Here is a 16598-nt window from a genome sequence, read left to right on the forward strand (position 1 = left end):
TCAACCTCAAAGCCGACCTTAGGGTCGGCTTTTTTATATCGGCTCTACGCGTTTCATCCCGGTTAATTGCGGCATGACATCCTTCATTAACGCTAAAAATTTGCGCAACCGTGTCGGATAGTAACGCGCCCAGGGATAAACCAGATGCACCGGCAACGATGCCGCCCGCCACTCGGGTAGCAGCATAACTAAACGTCCGTTGGCGATATCTTCTTCAACCATCCAGCTTGAAACAATCGTCACTCCCAGCCCGGCCAGCGCGGCATTTCTTGCCACATAAATACTGTCAGTACTTAATCTGGGTGAAATAGTCAGCGTGACAGGTTCATTACGCGCCTGGTGTAGCAACGAAACGCTATGCTGAAAAAATGTGTTCACTGCAATCCACGGCAGCACGGATAACTGCTCAGGGTGCGAAATTTCACCATATTGCTCCAGCAATACAGGACTCGCCACCATGCTACGGGGAACTTCAGCCAGTAAAACAGAAACCGTGGCCGGATCGACTTCCGCACCAACCCGAATCGCGCAATCAATATTATCGCTGAGAAAATCAACGGTTTTGTCGTTAAGCATCCACTCCACCGATAACTGTGGATAGCGTGAAAGAAACTGCAAAAGCGGCTCAAGGAGCTGTTGCTGTCCAAACGCATGCGGCGCTCGTACGCGCAACGTCCCCACCGGTTCATCTTCCGTGACATTAAGTCCATCTTCCAGCGCCAGCCAGGCATCGATGATATTTTTGGCGTGCTGGTAACCACGCTCTCCATCGTCGGTTAATTTCATCGCATGCGTGGTACGCATGATCAGTTTCACTCCCAGCAGAGTTTCCAGGGATTGTAACCGTCGGCTTACGGTCGCTTGCGTTGTTCCCATCTGTTTTGCCGCTGCCGAAAGCGATCCTGCTTCAACGATGCGCACAAACGTGCGCATTAGCTCCACCCTATCTATACGTTCAGTTTTTATCATATCAGTTTCTTCATACGCCCGGCGTATAACTGTTTTACCACTGCGCTCGCTACCGCACCACCCGCAGAAGGATAAAAATAGCCGCACATCCTGTGATTGAGGAATCATTTGTGAACACACACACCGCACTTTCCCGTTGGGTCATTTTCGTTCTGGCATCAGGTGCCGGATTCAGTGTCGCTGCTATCTACTATGCCCAGCCCCTTCTGCCTTTAATGGGTCAGGATCTGAACTTAAGTATCACCGGCATGGGACTGGTTCCAACGCTGACCCAGGCGGGATACGCGCTTGGTATTTTGTTTTTATTGCCATTGGGCGATCGTTATGACCGCCGGACATTAATCCTGCTGAAAAGTATCTCTCTTGCCGTACTGCTTCTGGCATGCAGTTTTACCGGGCAGTTGCATTCACTGCTAATAGTGAGCCTGTTGATGGGCATGGCGGCAACGATGGCGCAGGATATCGTTCCCGCGGCGGCTATTCTGGCGCCGGAAGGCAAACAAGGAAAAACGGTGGGCACGGTGATGACTGGTCTGCTGTTGGGGATTTTACTCTCGCGTACCGTCAGCGGACTGGTGGGTGAAGCGTTTGGCTGGCGTGAGATGTACCAACTTGCCGCCGCCAGTATTGCCATGATTACCGTAATTATGTGGAAGGCGCTGCCTCGTTTTACGGCCCATTCCACACTGAGCTATCCGTCATTGATGCTCTCTATGGCGCAGCTCTGGCAACGGTATCCCGCATTGCGCCGCGCGGCGCTGGCACAGGGCTTTCTGTCCATAGCTTTTAGCGCTTTTTGGTCCACGCTGGCGGTGATGTTATCTGAACATTACCACATGGGTAGCGCTATGGCGGGCGCGTTTGGTATCGCGGGAGCCGCCGGTGCGCTTGCTGCACCGCTGGCAGGTCATCTTGCCGATAAAGTGGGCGCAGCAAAAGTGACGCAGTTAGGTGCTTTGCTGGTAACCGTCTCTTTCGCACTGATGTTCTTGTTACCCGCCCTGCCAGTACAGGGGCAGTGGCTGCTGATTGCTCTTTCGGCGGTTGGTTTTGATCTCGGATTGCAATCCAGCCTGGTTGCCCACCAGAACCTGGTTTATAGCCTGGAGCCTCAGGCCCGGGGTCGTCTGAATGCGCTGCTGTTTACTATGGTGTTCATTGGTATGGCGCTGGGGTCGGTTCTCGGGAGTCAGGTCTATGCGCTGGCAAACTGGGAAGGAGTGGTGACGCTGGCAACCATCAGTGGTGCGCTGGCGCTGGTGATAAGACTGACGGGAAATCTGGCGATTAGTAAAACAACGGTAGCCTAAAAAAATGCCCGCTCCGGGGTGTTAAGGGAGCGGGCAGACAAACATACCCAGTTTCAAGATATGTTCAAAAAGGGTTATTACCGATTAAGCTGGAATAACGACATTCCCTGCATGTCGGTAAATGTTTTATAAGAAGCCTGAAGTGCGGCCTGCTGCATGACGTAGGACGAAATCGCCGCATTCCAGTCGACATCCACCAGGTTACTCATCTGTTGGGTTTGCCCTAACGCACGATCGGCTCCCAATGAATCCAGCGAGCTTAATTCACTAAGCTGGGTACCTAATTCTGCGCGAACGGAAAGCACGTTATTCAGTGAGTTTTTCAGGCCACGATTGGTTTTATCGATAGCTGCTGCGGCTTTCTCCTTTGCCACATCATCACCCGCAATAGGAATTTTTAGCTCTGCAATCGCGCTATCCAGCATTTTGAACAGGTTCTTTTCCTGAGTGCTACCCGGTGGTTCCGGTACGGCGTTGCTGGTCAGGTTGGCGAAGATTTTATCGCCCGTGTGACCAATGACCATGGTACGGGAAGCATCAACCTGCTGGGTCACATTTGTGGTACCGCCACTGTAGGAACCATCAGCCTGCGCAAACGGCGCGGATTCTGTTTTGTAGCCACCAAAAATATAGCGACCATTGCCATCGGTGCTGTTCGCCAGGTTCATCAGCTGATCGCGGATCCCCTGCAAATCAGTGGCCAACGATGCACGGTCATCATCACTTAATGTACCATTCCCGGCATAAACAATTTTCTCCTGCGCAGCCTGAATAGCCGTTGTTACCTGGCTCAGTACGTTCTCTTCCAGCGAGACTTTCTGCGTAGCGAATGTGCGCGCCAGCGTATACTGGCTGTTCTGCGCCTGAGCCTGAGAAAGCACGACGGCCTGCGAGGCGGCAATCGGATCGTCAGACGGGCTGATCACGCGTTTGCCGGTCGACATCTGCTCGCCGAACTTCATCCATTCAGCCTGAGAGTTAGTGATGCCACGCATATTCTGCTGGTACATCATCTGGGTGCTGATACGCATTGTGTCCCTCTCCCTTAGCGAATGTTAATCAATGCATCAAACAACGCATTCGCAGTTTGCAATACCTGTGCGTTAGCCAGGTAATACTGCTGATAACGCTGCAAATTACCGTATTCTTCGTCGAGGTTTACCCCGGAAATCGACTGTTGCTGGTTATAAAGTTGCTTGACCACATTGTTTTGCGTGGTACTGCTGGTCTTCAGCGTCGCCGTTTTGTTGCCCACGTCGCTCACCAGGGTGGCGTAAGCGTCGTTAAAGGTTTTATTACCAACAGTTTCTTTGGTTTGCAGATCCAGCAGTTTCTGACCGTTACGGTTATCGCTTGCACCTGTATCTGCAGTAGGATCCGTATTTTTCTCTGACGCCATGGCGATTTTCGACTCGTCTGTCACCTTGACTTTCATTTCTATAATGGCGTCGCTCACCGGTTTCACGGTGAAACTGTCATTCGCTTTCGCACCAGCATTAACGGTGATCTCCATCCCGTCAAAAGACATTTTCCCACCGGTGACGGTGGCTTTAAAACTGGTGTTGTCGGCAAGTCGAGTCACCTGCCAGTCTTTGCCATCAAACACAATTTTATAATCTGTTGCCTGCACGGCAGAGCTGTCCGTCATTTTGACATCAAGCGAACCAGTCCCTTTATTCTTCGTGTTGCTGAGCACTACCGGGCTGCCGATATCGAAGAAATTCTCGCCCTTATCGCCGTTGGCATCAAAACCTGCTTTATGCTGGGTGTTAAACGCATCGGCAAATGCCAGCGCCAGTTGGCCCAGCGTGTTACGCGTTTGATCCAGCTCCTGCGAACGGAAGGTGAGCAGTCCACCCAATGAACCGGTATTCAGCAATTTCTCAGGGATCTCAACCGCTCCGGCAACGCCATCTACATACGCAACGGTGGTACGCGAAGGATCGTCACTGGAGGGCACTGCCGCCAGTTGGCGCGCATTGCTGCCCTGTACCAGTGAATAACCATTCGCCATGGTTACGTTGTAAGTGCCGCCGTCCTGAACGCTGACTTCCACGCCGACAATCTGGTTCAGTTCACTGACCAGTTGGTCGCGCTGATCGAGCAAATCATTAGGGGATGCGCCAGCCCCGACACCAGTCATACGAGAAATCTGGTCGTTAAGGCTGGCGATTTGTTTAGCGTAGTTGTTGATCTGATCGACGCTGGCTTTGATAGCGGTATTAACCTGCTTATCCTGATCACGCAGATACTGATCGGTCGTTTTAAACTGATTAACCAAACCATCAGCTTTACCAATCAGCGCCTGGCGTGCCGCCGGGTCTTCAGCATTACTGACCAGAGTTTGCAGACTGGTAAAAAAATCCTGCATTGAGGTTGAAATCGAACTGGTTTTGCTGGACAGCAGGTTGTCGATTTTCGACATTTGCTCATAACGCGTCGTCAGACCGCTGCTCTGGTTTTGCGCTGCCCGTAGCTGATTGGTGATAAACGAGTCATACTCGCGCTGTACGCCAGAAACATAGACGCCATTGCCTACCCAGCCCCCCGCACCCAGCGTGCTGTTCGCTTGCGCCATAATTGTCGTTTGCCGTGTATATCCGGCGACGTTATAGCTGGAGATGTTATTACTGGCAGTGTTCAACGCGGCCTGCGCTGCGCTGAGTCCACTCATCGCGTTATTAATCAAGCTGGACATGGAGGTTCCTTGTAATCCTTCAATACTCGTTATTATCGGCAGCAGATCGGTAGACTTGAGCTATTTAAAAGAGATTATCGATGTTGGTGCTGTAAGTTTTGCTCACCTTTTCACTCATCGATTTCAACTGCTGGATCATGCTGGTTAATTTCTTCGCATAGTTAGGGTCGGTAGCGTAACCGGCATTTTGCAGGGCCTGCGCCCCTTGCTCAGCGGTTGCGGCTGCGGTCACCGCCGCATAGCGCGGGTTACGGGAAATCAGCCCGACATAATCCGACAGCGCCTCAAGGTAAGAGCTATAGACGCGGAATCTGGCTTTCACCTTTTTCGCCTCGCCGTTTTCATATTCGGTGGTGGTGATTTCGGTCGTTGGTCCCTTCCAGCTTCCCGAAGCCTTCACGCCAAAAATGTTGAAGCTCGGTTCGCCGTTTTCCCGGCGAATTTGCCGCTGGCCCCATCCGGACTCCAGCGCCGCCTGCGCCAGAATCAGATGATGCGGAACGCCGCTTTGCTGACTCGCCAGTTTTGCCGGCAGCGACAGCTGAGCGAGGAAGTCTTTACTGTCGCCCGATAGCGGCTCATCATTACTTTCCGTCGCCCTCGGGATGGCTTTGCGTACCAGTTGCGTCAGCGCCTGGTTTTGATAACTGGTCACCGTTTCCAGCGGGAACTTCATCGGCACCTGTGGCACATCATCAGCAGGTTGCGCTTGCCCTTGCGTCATCTGCTTAACCATCATTTCAGCCAGTCCCAGACCTTTACCTGCGGTCATCTGCTGCGCAATTTGTTGGTCATACATGCTGGTATACAAACGCGTTGAATCGCTGCTAAACACGCCATCTTTCGGCAACGCTTCACGCATGCTTTTCAGCATCATCTGTACGAACATCCCTTCAACCTGACGGGCCACGGGGCGAATATTCGCCGCCGGATCCTGACCCGCTTTCGCTTTCAGTTCGTTCAGTGCTTGCGCATCCCAGGCGGCGCTGGTCAGCAGTTTGCTGTCACCAATCATCAGATGATTTCCAGTTTGGCGCGTAAGCAACCCGCGCTCTGCATCGATTGCAGAATGGACATCAGATCCATCGGCGTCGCCCCCAGCGCATTCAGCGCGCGCACGACGTTGTTCAGATTGGCGCTGGAACGTACGCTTTGCAGCGAGCCGCCGCTCTGGCGCAGATCGATCTGCGTTTGTGGCGTCACCACGGTCTGTCCGCCGCCAAACGGCGTATCCGGCTGGCTGACGTTTGCCTGGCGGTTTACCGTAATCGACAAGTTACCCTGCGCCACGGCACAGCTATCCAGCGTGACTTCACGGTTCATGACCACAGATCCCGTACGCGAGTTGATAATGACTTTCGCGTCCTGCGGCGTGACGTTCACCTCCATATTCTGGATGTCGGCAAGGAAACGTACCTGCGAACTGTTGCCGCTTGGCACACGCACTTGTATGGTCCGGGCATCCAGCGCCGTTGCACTACCAAAGCCACGCGAGCGGTTGATTGTGTCGGTGATCTGCTGCGCCATAGTAAAATCTTCATTATTGAGCTGCAGATTAATGGTGTTGCCACCGCCGAACTGGCTGGGCAACTCACGTTCGATGGTCGCGCCATTGGTGATGCGTCCACCATTGAGCTGGTTAACCTGCACGCTACTGCCACCCGCAGCCGCGCCCGCACCGCCAACCAGAATATTCCCCTGCGCCAAGGCATATACCTGACTATCGACCCCTTTCAGCGGGGTCATCAGCAGCGTGCCGCCGCGCAGGCTTTTGGCGTTACCCATGGAAGAGACCACCACGTCAATGGTTTGCCCCTGGCGACCAAAAGCTGGGAACTGCGCGGTAACCATCACCGCCGCCACGTTTTTCAGCTGCATATTGGTGCCGGTTGGTACGGTGATCCCCAACTGCGACAGCATGTTATTGAGCGTTTGCGTCGTAAACGGCGTCTGTGTGGTCTGGTCACCAGTACCATCCAGCCCGACCACCAGCCCGTAACCTATCAACGAGTTTTCCCGCACGCCCTGCACGCTGGTCAGGTCACGAATACGGTCGGCATGCGCAAAGGCGGTTGCCAGTACCAGTACCATTCCAACAAGAGATTTAAACACCAGGTACCTCGCTTACATCGGCGACAAGTTAAGGAAGAAACGCTGCAACCAGCCCATATTTTGCGCTTCATTGATGTAGCCGTTGCCGACGTACTCAATACGCGCATCCGCAACCTGAGTTGACGGTACGGAGTTGCTGCCACTGATGGTGCGTGGGTTAACAACCCCGGAGAAGCGAATGAACTCAGTGCCCTGATTAATGGCGATCTGTTTTTCACCCACGACATGTAAATTGCCATTCACCAGTACCTGATCGACCGTCACGGTCAACGTACCGCTGAAGGTATTGCTGGCGTTCGCGCCGCCTTTACCGTTAAAGGTGTTCCCACCGGAGGCTTCTACGTCGGCACGTTCGTTACCAAACAGCCCTTGCAGGTAGCGCGGTACGGTATCAAAACCAAAGTTGGTCTTGCCGTCGCGGCTGGCGTTTGCTGAGGAACTTTTGCTCGCGCTGACGTTTTCCTGCAATACGATGGTCAGCGTATCGCCAATATTGCGCGGACGGCGGTCTTCGAAGAGCGGCTGATAACCGTAGTTAATCGGCTGCGCCGACTGGAAGATTGAGCCATTCGCCACCGGCGTCGGGCCTGGAACGGGTTGAGCAGACGTCGCGCCCTGCACGAGCGGCGTGGCTGGGATCCAGGCGCACCCTGTCAGTGAAACCACCAGCAGGGCTAAAATTGGGTATGGGTGAAGCGCGTATTTTCGCATTGCGGTCATCTTCAAAATCCGTGTGCCGGTGAGGCTCTCACCCCACCGGACCCCACTTTAGAGTTGCGTCAGTTTTTGCAGCATCTGATCGGTAGTCGATACCGCTTTACTGTTGATTTCGTAAGCGCGCTGAACCTGGATCATGTTTACCAGCTCTTCCGCCACGTTGACGTTAGAGGTTTCAACATACCCCTGGTACAGCAGACCCGCGCCGTTCAGCCCCGGTGTACTCTCATTTGGCGCGCCGGATGACTGCGTTTCGGTGTACAGATTCTCACCAATACTTTCCAGGCCGGTGTCGTTCATAAAGGTGGTCAGGTTAAGCTGCCCGACCTGAACAGGCGCAGCCTGACCCTGTTGGGTCACACTGACTATCCCGTCACGTCCAATGGTGATGCTGAGCGCGTTAGCCGGGATAGTGATGACAGGCTGAACCTGAAAACCACCCGCGGTCACCAGTTGACCGTTCTGATCCACCTGGAAAGAACCGTCACGGGTATAAGCTGACGTACCATCAGGCAGCATGACCTGGAAAAAGCCCTGGCCTTTAATCGCCACATCTTTACTGTTATTGGTTTGCGACAGGTTACCCTGGCTGTGTAAACGCTCGGTTGCCACCGGACGCACACCGGTACCAATCTGCAAACCGGAAGGCAGTGTGGTTTGTTCAGAAGACTGGGCGCCAGGCTGGCGAATCGTCTGATACAACAGATCTTCAAACACCGCACGTTGGCGCTTAAATCCGTTGGTGCTGACGTTTGCCAGGTTGTTGGCAATCACATCCATGTTGGTTTGCTGCGCATCCAGGCCGGTTTTGGCGATCCATAATGAACTGATCATAAAATGTCCTGTGTTAACTCATCGACAGCAGTTGGTTGGCGCGGCCCGCGTTATCATCCACGCTACTGATAATCTTCATTTGCATTTCGAAACGGCGAGCGTTGGCGATCATGTCGCTCATCGCGGCAACCGGCTTAACGTTACTGCCTTCCAGCACGCCCGACATAACGCGAATGCTGGGGTCGGCCTGTAACGTCGCACCACGGGTAGCCTGCGCGGCCTGGGTCAGACGAAACATACCGTCATCACCACGTTGCACTTCATTCCCCGTCGCCTTGACCAGTTTCAAACGCCCAACAGGCGCAACCGTATTGGCCGGATCGCCAGGGTTAAGCGCCGAGATCGTCCCGTCAGCCGCAATGGTGACTTCGGAACCTTCCGGTACGGCTATCGGCCCGGCTTCACCGATTACCGGATGCCCCTGAATAGTCAGTTCACCCGTAGGGCTTACCTGAATGGCACCATTACGGGTATACCCTTCGCTACCGTCCGCGGTTTGCACAGCCAACCAGCCATCTTGTTGCAGCGCCACGTCCAGCGGGCGGGAGGTATAGTCCATCTGGCCCGGCGTCATGTCGGCCCCTGGCGTGGAGGCCACTACCAGCGTACGCGTCGGTAAAGACAATCCTTCTACAGGAACCGCACGCAGCGCATTGAGCTGCGCACGAAACCCTGGCGTGGAGGCGTTTGCCAGGTTGCTGGCCGTCACCGCCTGTTGATTCAGCGTCTGACTGGCCGCGCCCATAGCGGTATAAATTGCGTGATCCATTAAGCCATCCCGTCAGGCGCTTAGCGCAGGTTGACCAGCGTGTTGAGGATCTGATCCTGGGTTTTGATAGTCTGCGCGTTCGACTGATAGTTACGCTGAGCGACGATCATATTCACCAGTTCTTTACTCAAATCCACGTTTGATGCTTCCAGCGCACCGTTGGTCAGTTTGCCGAAGTTACCTTCGCCTGCGGTACCCAGCAGCGCCACGCCAGAAGCCTGTGTAGCAGCCCAGACGTTGTCGCCCTGAGACGCCAGCCCCTCGTTGTTGGCAAAGTTTGCCAGCACGATCTGGCCCAGTACCTGTTGCTGTTCGTTGGAGTAATTACCGACCACGGTACCGTCATTGTTAATCTGATAGCTGACCAGATCGCCCGGCTTGTAGCCGTTCTGATTCGTGGCGACGATGTTGTTGGCGCCGGTGTTCTGCTGCATGGAGTTCAGGAAGCTCAGGGAGAATTTTGCGGTATCTGCACCGTTAATCTGCCCTGTTTCGATGTTGATGTCCGTTGCTCCTGGCGTACCAGTTGCCGTGGCGCTAATCCCTAAAAACGCACCATTGTTGTTAAACTTCATAAACCCGGCTGGTTTTGCAGCTTCGCCAGTTGAAGCATCCTGAGTATGAATTTCCCAGGTGTTGCTCTCTGCGTTTTTGACATAAAAAATGTTCATGTCATGGGCGTTACCCTGGCTATCGAAAACGGTAACGGTGCCTTTTTTGTTGTAGGAGTCCGCGTCGCTTGGACTAAACGGAGTTTTGGTTGGCACCTTGTCAGTGGAATTCAGGTTGATCTGCATTGACGCGGTAGTCGTGGTTTTCGCCGCCATCAGCGTATTCGGAATAGTGATCGGCGCCGGGTTAGCACCTTGCTGTATTGTCGGCGGTGTACCGGTAGCAGGATAACCTGTCAGTTGCAGCCCCTGCATGTTGACGATATTGCGGTTTTCATCGAGCTTGAACTGACCGTTACGGCTGTAGAATACAGAGCCGTTGCTGTCTACCATGCGGAAAAATCCGTTCTGGCTGATAGCCACATCCAGTCCGCGTCCGGTGTTGGTGGTAGTACCATCGGTAAAATCCTGGGTAATACCCGCAACTTTAACCCCCAGTCCCACTTTAGAACCGGCGAACATATCGGCAAAAGAAGCCGTACCAGATTTAAAACCGTAGGTAGCGGAGTTGGCGATGTTATTACCAATGACATCGAGGTTGGTCGCTGCAGCGTTCAGACCGCTGACCGCTTGAGAAAAGGCCATGACTTACTCCTGATAAGTGTGTGGGCTTAGATTATTTGCCGTACTTCGTCGAGGGTGGTGGTTCCATAGGTGCCCAGGTCCAGCGTATTACCGCCGTTACTGCGAATAACACCCTGCACCAGCGCAAACTGAAGCGGCTGCGCCACCAGTTGCGTTCCGCCATTGCTGGCAGCAATTGAGACGTTATAAGAACCGCTTGGCGCATCCGTGCCATCGGTCATGGTGCCGTCCCAGGTAAAGGTATGAACACCGGCTTTCAAGCCGCCGATATCAATAGTGCGTATCACTTTGCCGTCTTTATCGGTAATCGTTGCGGTGACCTTATCTGCCGGCTGTTGCAGCTCAACGCCAAACGGCGTCGTGGTCGTTTTCGCACCCTCTTCCGTACCTTTACCGGTCAGGATGGTGGTGCCGGGGATCATGACACCATGGCCAATCAGCGTACTGGCCTGCAGCGACTGACTGTTATCGATCTGCCCGGAAATAGACCCCAGCGTGGTGTTCAGTTTCTCAATCCCACTTACGGTACTGATTTGCGCCAGTTGGGTGGTCAGTTCGTTGTTTTGCAGCGGATTGGTTGGGTCCTGGTTTTTCAACTGTGCGACCAGCAGCGTCAGAAAACTGCTTTGCAGGTCAGCGGCATTACTGCCCGTCAGGGAGCTATTCCCGGTGGCGGCTTTAACGCCTGTATTGCTCGGGTCATTCATGGTTACAGCAATAGACATATGCGCCTCCTTTACTGGCCTAACGTAAGCGTTTTGAGCATCAAGCTTTTCACGGTGTTGAGCACTTCGACGTTTGCCTGGTAGCTACGCGAGGCTGACATGGTGTTAACCATCTCGCCGACGACGTCCACATTCGGCATTTTTACGTAGCCGTTCGCATCGGCCAGCGGGTTACCCGGCTCATAGACCAGCTTATCCGGCGCCTGGCTTTCAATAACGTCAGCCACTTTTACGCCGCCTGTAGCTGCACCTGGCGCGGCATCAACCTGAAAAACAACCTGCTTGGCGCGATACGGCTGGCCATCGGGTCCGGTGACGCTATCCGCATTCGCCATGTTGCTGGCCGCCACGTTCAGACGCTTAGACTGCGCCGTCAGCGCAGAGCCTGCGATATCAAAAATATTTAACAGCGCCACGAATTAGTTCCCTCCTTGCAGCACGTTCATCATGCCTTTGATTTGTCCACCCAGCGCGGTCAGCCCCATTTGATATTTGAGGCTATTGTCGGCAAATTGCGTACGCTCCCGGTCCATATCCACCGTATTGCCATCCAGAGACGGCTGGTCAGGAATGCGATAGAGCAATTCCGTAGCGGGAGCAGAAGCGGTTTGGGCCGGAATATGTTGTGCAGAGGTCAGCGTCAACGAGACGCCGCCGGTTTGTTCCCGTCCACGCACCATGACTTTTTTCAATTCACTGGCGAAATCCAGATCGCGCGCCTGATACCCCGGCGTGTCGGCATTGGCAATGTTGGCCGCCAATATTTCCTGGCGCTGGGCGCGCAAATTCAGCGCTTCCTGTTGAAAACGTAAGGCGGCGTCGAGCTTATCGAGCATATCTCCTCCGCAAATGACAAAATTCAGCCGACAGCTTAAATCCCATTACGCGCGCGTTATCGCCGGAATAAACGCAAAATGCGTCGCTATTTGTTGCGTTGATGACTGCGTCACACAGGTAAAATCCTGCCACTACCTGAAAAAGCGCGAGGTTTTGATGCAAACGTTTAAACGTGGAATAGTTGTGGCAGCACTGCTGTTCAGCCCTATGACGCTGGCGCAAGACCTGAATTCACAGCTGACGACATGGTTTTCCCAACGTCTGGCCGGATTTAGCGATGAGGTGGTCGTCACTATCCGTACGTCGCCTAACCTATTGCCCAGTTGCGAACAACCCGCATTAAGCGTGTCAGGCAACGCGAAACTGTGGGGGAATGTGAACGTGCTGGCCCGCTGCGCCAACGAGAAACGTTATCTGCAGGTGAATGTGCAGGCCACGGGAAACTATGTGGTTGCCGCCGCGCCCGTCGCTCGGGGCAGCGCGCTAACCTCGGCCAGCGTGACGTTAAAGCGAGGTCGGCTGGACCAACTGCCGCCGCGCGCCGTGTTAGATTTGAATCAGGTGCAGGACGCGGTGAGTCTACGCGATCTGGTTCCAGGTCAGCCGATACAGCTTTCAATGTTGCGCCAGGCCTGGCGGATCAAAGCCGGTCAACGCGTACTGGTTATCGCCAACGGCGATGGTTTTCGGGTGAATGCCGAAGGTAAAGCACTGAACAATGCCGCCGTCGCACAGAATGCGCGAGTGCGGATGATTTCAGGCCAGGTGGTGAGCGGCATCGTCGATTCTGATGGGAATATTCTTATTAACCTATAATAGGTTAAAGATTTTTTAGCGTGTGCCGATAGATAAACAACCAATGATTACAGCGGGCCGCTATAGCGTAACCCCTCGATGAGGATAAACAAAATGAGCATTGATCGTACCTCACCATTGAAGCCAGTCAGTACCGTTCAGCCACGTGAAACCAGCGATGCGCCGGTACAAAAAGCGCGGAAGGAAAAAACCACCGCGACAAACAGCACCAGCGTCATGCTGAGCGACGCCCAGGCCAAACTGATGCAGCCCGGCACCAATGACATCAATATGGAACGCGTCGAAGCATTGAAAACTGCGATCCGTAACGGTGAGCTGAAGATGGACACTGGAAAAATTGCCGACTCGCTGATCCGCGAGGCGCAGAGCTACTTACAGAGTAAATAAAGTATGACTCGTTTGTCAGAAATACTTGATCAGATGACAACCGTCCTCAATGACCTGAAAACGGTAATGGATGCTGAGCAGCAGCAGCTCTCCGCAGGATATATCAACGGTAGCCAGCTACAGCGTATTACAGAAGAAAAAAGCTCTTTGCTGGCAACCCTTGATTATCTGGAGCAGCAACGCCGTCTGGAGCATGACGCCACGCGCAGCGCCAACGATGAGATTGCTGAACGCTGGCAGACGATCACCCAAAAAACGCAGCATTTGCGTGACCTCAACCAGCACAACGGTTGGCTGTTGGAAGGGCAGATTGAGCGCAATCAACAAGCGATACAAGTGCTGAAACCGCACCAGGAACCGGCGCTGTATGGCGCAAACGGTCAAACTTCTGCTGCGCACCGCGGCGGGAAAAAATTCTCTATTTAATGCCAGCCTGATCGTTCGCAGCTTTCAGGCCAGCGCGTTCTGCAGGCCGGATACGGCATAACGCCGCCATCCGGCAATGATCTGTTACGCCGTCCGGCGCACAAACTCTTTCACTTTAAAGCCCAACACAGCAAGTGCGGCGAAGTAAGCTGCAATCCCAGCCACCACGACGGCCATCAGACGCAGTAAACGCCACAACATCGTTCCCTGCGACCAGTCCGGCATGATATAGAGCATTCCGAACAGCACCGCTGACATCACCAGTACGGAAATCACCAGACGCGCCAGGAACCAGGCCCAGCCCGGTTGCGGAGTAAAGATTTTCTGTTTACGCAGTTGCCAGTAAAGCAGTGAAGCGTTCAGACATGCCGCCAGACCAATCGACAGCGACAGCCCGGCATGCTTCAGCGGCCCGATAAACGCCAGGTTCATCACCTGAGTCATAATCAGCGTCACAATCGCAATTTTCACCGGCGTTTTAATATCCTGGCGCGAGTAAAAACCAGGGGCCAGAACTTTCACCACGATCAAACCAATCAAACCGACCGAGTATGCCACCAGCGCGCGCTGGGTCATGGCGGCATCAAAGGCGGTAAATTTACCGTACTGGAACAGAGAAACCGTCAGCGGTTTAGCCAAAATGCCCAATGCCACGGCGCTGGGTAATGCCAGCAGAAAACACAGACGCAGCCCCCAGTCCATCAGACGACAATACTCATCATGATTCCCGCTGGAAAAGCTTTTGGACAGCGATGGCAGCAGAATGGTCCCCAGCGCCACGCCAAGCACGCCGGACGGAAACTCCATCAGACGATCGGCATAGTACATCCATGAAACCGAGCCGGAGGCCAGAAACGAGGCGAATATGGTATTGATGATCAGTGAAATCTGGCTGACGGAAACCCCGAGTATCGCCGGCCCCATTTGCTTGACGACGCGCATCGCCCCCGCATCGCGGAAGTTCACGCGGGGCAGCACCAGCATGCCAATTTTCTTCAGATGTGGCAGTTGATAAACCAGCTGCAGCACGCCACCAACGGTCACGGCCCACGCCAGCGCCAGCACCGGAGGATTAAAATAAGGCGCGGCAAACAGCGCAAAACCGATCATGCTGATATTCAAAAAGGTCGGCGCAAACGCCGGAATAGAAAAGCGGTTCCAGGTGTTAAGGATTGCGCCGACCAGCGAGGCCAGTGAAATCAGCAGGATATAAGGAAAGGTGATCCGCAGCAGTTGGGTAGTCAACGCAAATTTGTCAGCGGTGTCGGCAAACCCAGGTGCAGTGACTAAAATCACCCACGGCGCAGCCAGCATCCCGGCAACCGTCACCACGGCCAGCGCCAGCGTCAGCAGCCCGGATACATAGGCAACAAACACGCGGGTAGCATCTTCACCCTGCTTACTTTTGTATTCAGCCAGAATAGGCACAAACGCCTGAGAAAATGCGCCTTCAGCAAAAATTCGGCGCAGCAGGTTTGGAAGTTTGAAGGCCACAAAAAAGGCATCGGTCGCCATCCCTGCGCCAAAGATTCTGGCGACAATCGCATCACGCGCAAAACCCAGCACACGTGAAAACATCGTCATCGAGCTGACGGCTGCCAGCGACTTTAATAAATTCATCTATGTTGTATTCCAGACCCTGAGGCAAATCCCCGTATAACCAACATCGCCATCCGGCAATGTCACTGTGCCTGATGGCGACGCCGCAGCGTCTTATCAGGCCTACAAGCCAGCCTATGGTTGAAAAGAGGTGTTATTTTGAGTTGGCATATAGTACCTGGATTACAATGAATTACTACCGCCAGTTGTTACAGGGGGTTATTCAGCCATCGCCTCCCGCCATAGCTTTTCGACAACACGCTGGGCCAGTAGCGCCTGCTCGCCTGCCGTCTGAGGAACCGTCTGATTTTGCACACACTCAATGAAATGCCGCGCACATCCGGCAAAACCTCGCTGTTCTAAGGTCGTTTGCCAGCCTGCTATCGGCTTGTGTACAACACCTTGCCCGCGTTCTTCCCGCCATTCCCGCATATCCGTGACGTCAATCAGGCCCCCATCGGTCACCGCCTGAACGCTCTCACGCTGGCTACCGGCCCGGCGATGCATGCTGGTTGTAATCTGTAGCTGATCGACAGAAAAATGGTGCTCGGCATAAAGCATTGCGCCAGAGTCATTAGTCAGCAGAGTGCCGCTATTTAACTGCGCGTTCCCGCCCGCCAGCCACAGCGCGGTATCGACCACGTGCAGATAATCGTCCAGCAGGGTGAAACGCAGGTCATGCGGTCCCACGCTGTCCGAACGATGCTTATCCATACGTACAGACGCTGCATTGCCCAGATGCGCCTTAAGATCCTGATACAGTGGCGCAAATCGGCGGTTAAAGCCGACCATCAACGTCAGTTTTTTCCGCGCGGCCAGCTCGACCAGTTGTTCAGCCTCACGCAGGTTTTCTGCCAGCGGTTTATCCACACACACATGGACCCCGGCATTCAGGAGTTCACTGACTACCGCAAAGTGCGTCGCGGTGCTGGAATGGACGAAAACCGCGTCGCAGGTTTTCGCCAGATTCACCAGGGAGTCAACGTAGGGTATGCGCCAGGTCTCACAGACACGCAGCGCTTTTTCCTGCGAAGGCGAAAACGCGCCTTGCAGCGTCCAGTCAGCGGAACTGCCCAGTACGGGCAGCCAGGCTTTTTGTGCAATGCCACCCAGACCGACAACGCCGATACGTAATTTATTCAC

General features: G+C 54.0%; 18 protein-coding genes. 4 read left to right on the forward strand and 14 right to left on the reverse strand.

The window, feature by feature from the left end; genetic code table 11:
• Positions 1-33: 33 nt before the first annotated feature.
• Positions 34-969, reverse strand: a complete 936-nt coding sequence (locus FDW96_RS10480) for a LysR family transcriptional regulator (RefSeq protein ID WP_038639724.1) — start codon at positions 967-969, stop codon at positions 34-36.
• 110 nt (positions 970-1079) lie between these two features.
• Between FDW96_RS10480 and FDW96_RS10485 the strand changes: the two genes are divergently transcribed.
• A complete protein-coding gene (locus FDW96_RS10485; RefSeq protein WP_061381768.1) occupies positions 1080-2279 on the forward strand; it encodes an MFS transporter in 1200 nt (399 codons plus the stop codon).
• 77 nt (positions 2280-2356) lie between these two features.
• Here FDW96_RS10485 and flgL read toward each other — a convergent pair whose 3' ends face one another.
• The 11 genes from flgL to flgB all read right to left on the reverse strand — a co-directional run bounded on the left by flgL (position 2357) and on the right by flgB (position 12226).
• Entirely contained in the window at positions 2357-3310 is a 954-nt protein-coding gene (flgL, locus tag FDW96_RS10490; protein ID WP_061381769.1) for a flagellar hook-associated protein FlgL, read from the reverse strand.
• A gap of 14 nt (positions 3311-3324) precedes the next feature.
• On the reverse strand, positions 3325-4977 hold the full coding sequence (flgK, locus tag FDW96_RS10495) for a flagellar hook-associated protein FlgK (RefSeq protein ID WP_042309197.1): 1653 nt from the start codon (positions 4975-4977) through the stop codon (positions 3325-3327).
• A gap of 64 nt (positions 4978-5041) precedes the next feature.
• Positions 5042-5992, reverse strand: a complete 951-nt coding sequence (flgJ, locus tag FDW96_RS10500) for a flagellar assembly peptidoglycan hydrolase FlgJ (protein WP_137350377.1) — start codon at positions 5990-5992, stop codon at positions 5042-5044.
• On the reverse strand, positions 5992-7068 hold the full coding sequence (locus tag FDW96_RS10505) for a flagellar basal body P-ring protein FlgI (RefSeq protein WP_087857787.1): 1077 nt from the start codon (positions 7066-7068) through the stop codon (positions 5992-5994). The genes flgJ and FDW96_RS10505 overlap by 1 nt, the downstream gene beginning before the upstream one ends.
• 33 nt (positions 7069-7101) lie before the next feature.
• Positions 7102-7800 (reverse strand): flagellar basal body L-ring protein FlgH, encoded by a 699-nt coding sequence (gene flgH, locus FDW96_RS10510; protein WP_016152630.1) that lies wholly within the window; start codon positions 7798-7800, stop codon positions 7102-7104.
• Positions 7801-7857: 57 nt separating this feature from the next.
• Positions 7858-8640: a flagellar basal-body rod protein FlgG gene (gene flgG, locus FDW96_RS10515; protein WP_137365652.1), complete on the reverse strand. Its 783-nt coding sequence runs from the start codon at positions 8638-8640 to the stop codon at positions 7858-7860.
• Between the two features lie 13 nt (positions 8641-8653).
• Positions 8654-9409 (reverse strand): flagellar basal body rod protein FlgF, encoded by a 756-nt coding sequence (locus tag FDW96_RS10520; RefSeq protein ID WP_038639704.1) that lies wholly within the window; start codon positions 9407-9409, stop codon positions 8654-8656.
• A gap of 20 nt (positions 9410-9429) precedes the next feature.
• The gene (flgE, locus tag FDW96_RS10525) at positions 9430-10665 is read right to left on the reverse strand and encodes a flagellar hook protein FlgE (protein ID WP_042309201.1); all 1236 of its coding nucleotides are present in this window, start codon (positions 10663-10665) and stop codon (positions 9430-9432) included.
• A gap of 26 nt (positions 10666-10691) precedes the next feature.
• Positions 10692-11390: a flagellar hook assembly protein FlgD gene (flgD, locus tag FDW96_RS10530; protein ID WP_042309204.1), complete on the reverse strand. Its 699-nt coding sequence runs from the start codon at positions 11388-11390 to the stop codon at positions 10692-10694.
• 11 nt (positions 11391-11401) lie between these two features.
• Positions 11402-11806 carry a flagellar basal body rod protein FlgC gene (gene flgC, locus FDW96_RS10535; protein WP_006685091.1) on the reverse strand — a complete coding sequence of 135 codons (405 nt, stop codon included), beginning with the start codon at positions 11804-11806 and terminating at the stop codon, positions 11402-11404.
• Between the two features lie 3 nt (positions 11807-11809).
• A complete protein-coding gene (gene flgB / locus FDW96_RS10540; RefSeq protein WP_038639692.1) occupies positions 11810-12226 on the reverse strand; it encodes a flagellar basal body rod protein FlgB in 417 nt (138 codons plus the stop codon).
• A gap of 157 nt (positions 12227-12383) precedes the next feature.
• Between flgB and flgA the strand changes: the two genes are divergently transcribed.
• The 3 genes from flgA to flgN all read left to right on the forward strand — a co-directional run bounded on the left by flgA (position 12384) and on the right by flgN (position 13856).
• Positions 12384-13043 carry a flagellar basal body P-ring formation chaperone FlgA gene (gene flgA / locus FDW96_RS10545; protein WP_042309340.1) on the forward strand — a complete coding sequence of 220 codons (660 nt, stop codon included), beginning with the start codon at positions 12384-12386 and terminating at the stop codon, positions 13041-13043.
• A 93-nt stretch (positions 13044-13136) separates the two neighbouring features.
• On the forward strand, positions 13137-13430 hold the full coding sequence (gene flgM, locus FDW96_RS10550; protein WP_042309206.1) for a flagellar biosynthesis anti-sigma factor FlgM: 294 nt from the start codon (positions 13137-13139) through the stop codon (positions 13428-13430).
• A 3-nt stretch (positions 13431-13433) separates the two neighbouring features.
• Positions 13434-13856, forward strand: a complete 423-nt coding sequence (flgN, locus tag FDW96_RS10555; protein WP_069323314.1) for a flagella biosynthesis chaperone FlgN — start codon at positions 13434-13436, stop codon at positions 13854-13856.
• 84 nt (positions 13857-13940) lie between these two features.
• Here the strand turns inward: flgN and murJ are convergent, their stop codons facing one another.
• Both murJ and FDW96_RS10565 read right to left on the reverse strand, forming a co-directional pair.
• Complete coding sequence (gene murJ, locus FDW96_RS10560) at positions 13941-15476, reverse strand: murein biosynthesis integral membrane protein MurJ (protein ID WP_137365653.1); 1536 nt, start codon at positions 15474-15476, stop codon at positions 13941-13943.
• Between the two features lie 198 nt (positions 15477-15674).
• Positions 15675-16598 (reverse strand): Gfo/Idh/MocA family protein, encoded by a 924-nt coding sequence (locus tag FDW96_RS10565; protein ID WP_137365654.1) that lies wholly within the window; start codon positions 16596-16598, stop codon positions 15675-15677.

The sequence above is a fragment of the Citrobacter sp. TBCS-15 genome (assembly GCF_005280815.1).
Classification (GTDB): Bacteria; Pseudomonadota; Gammaproteobacteria; order Enterobacterales; family Enterobacteriaceae; genus Citrobacter; species Citrobacter werkmanii.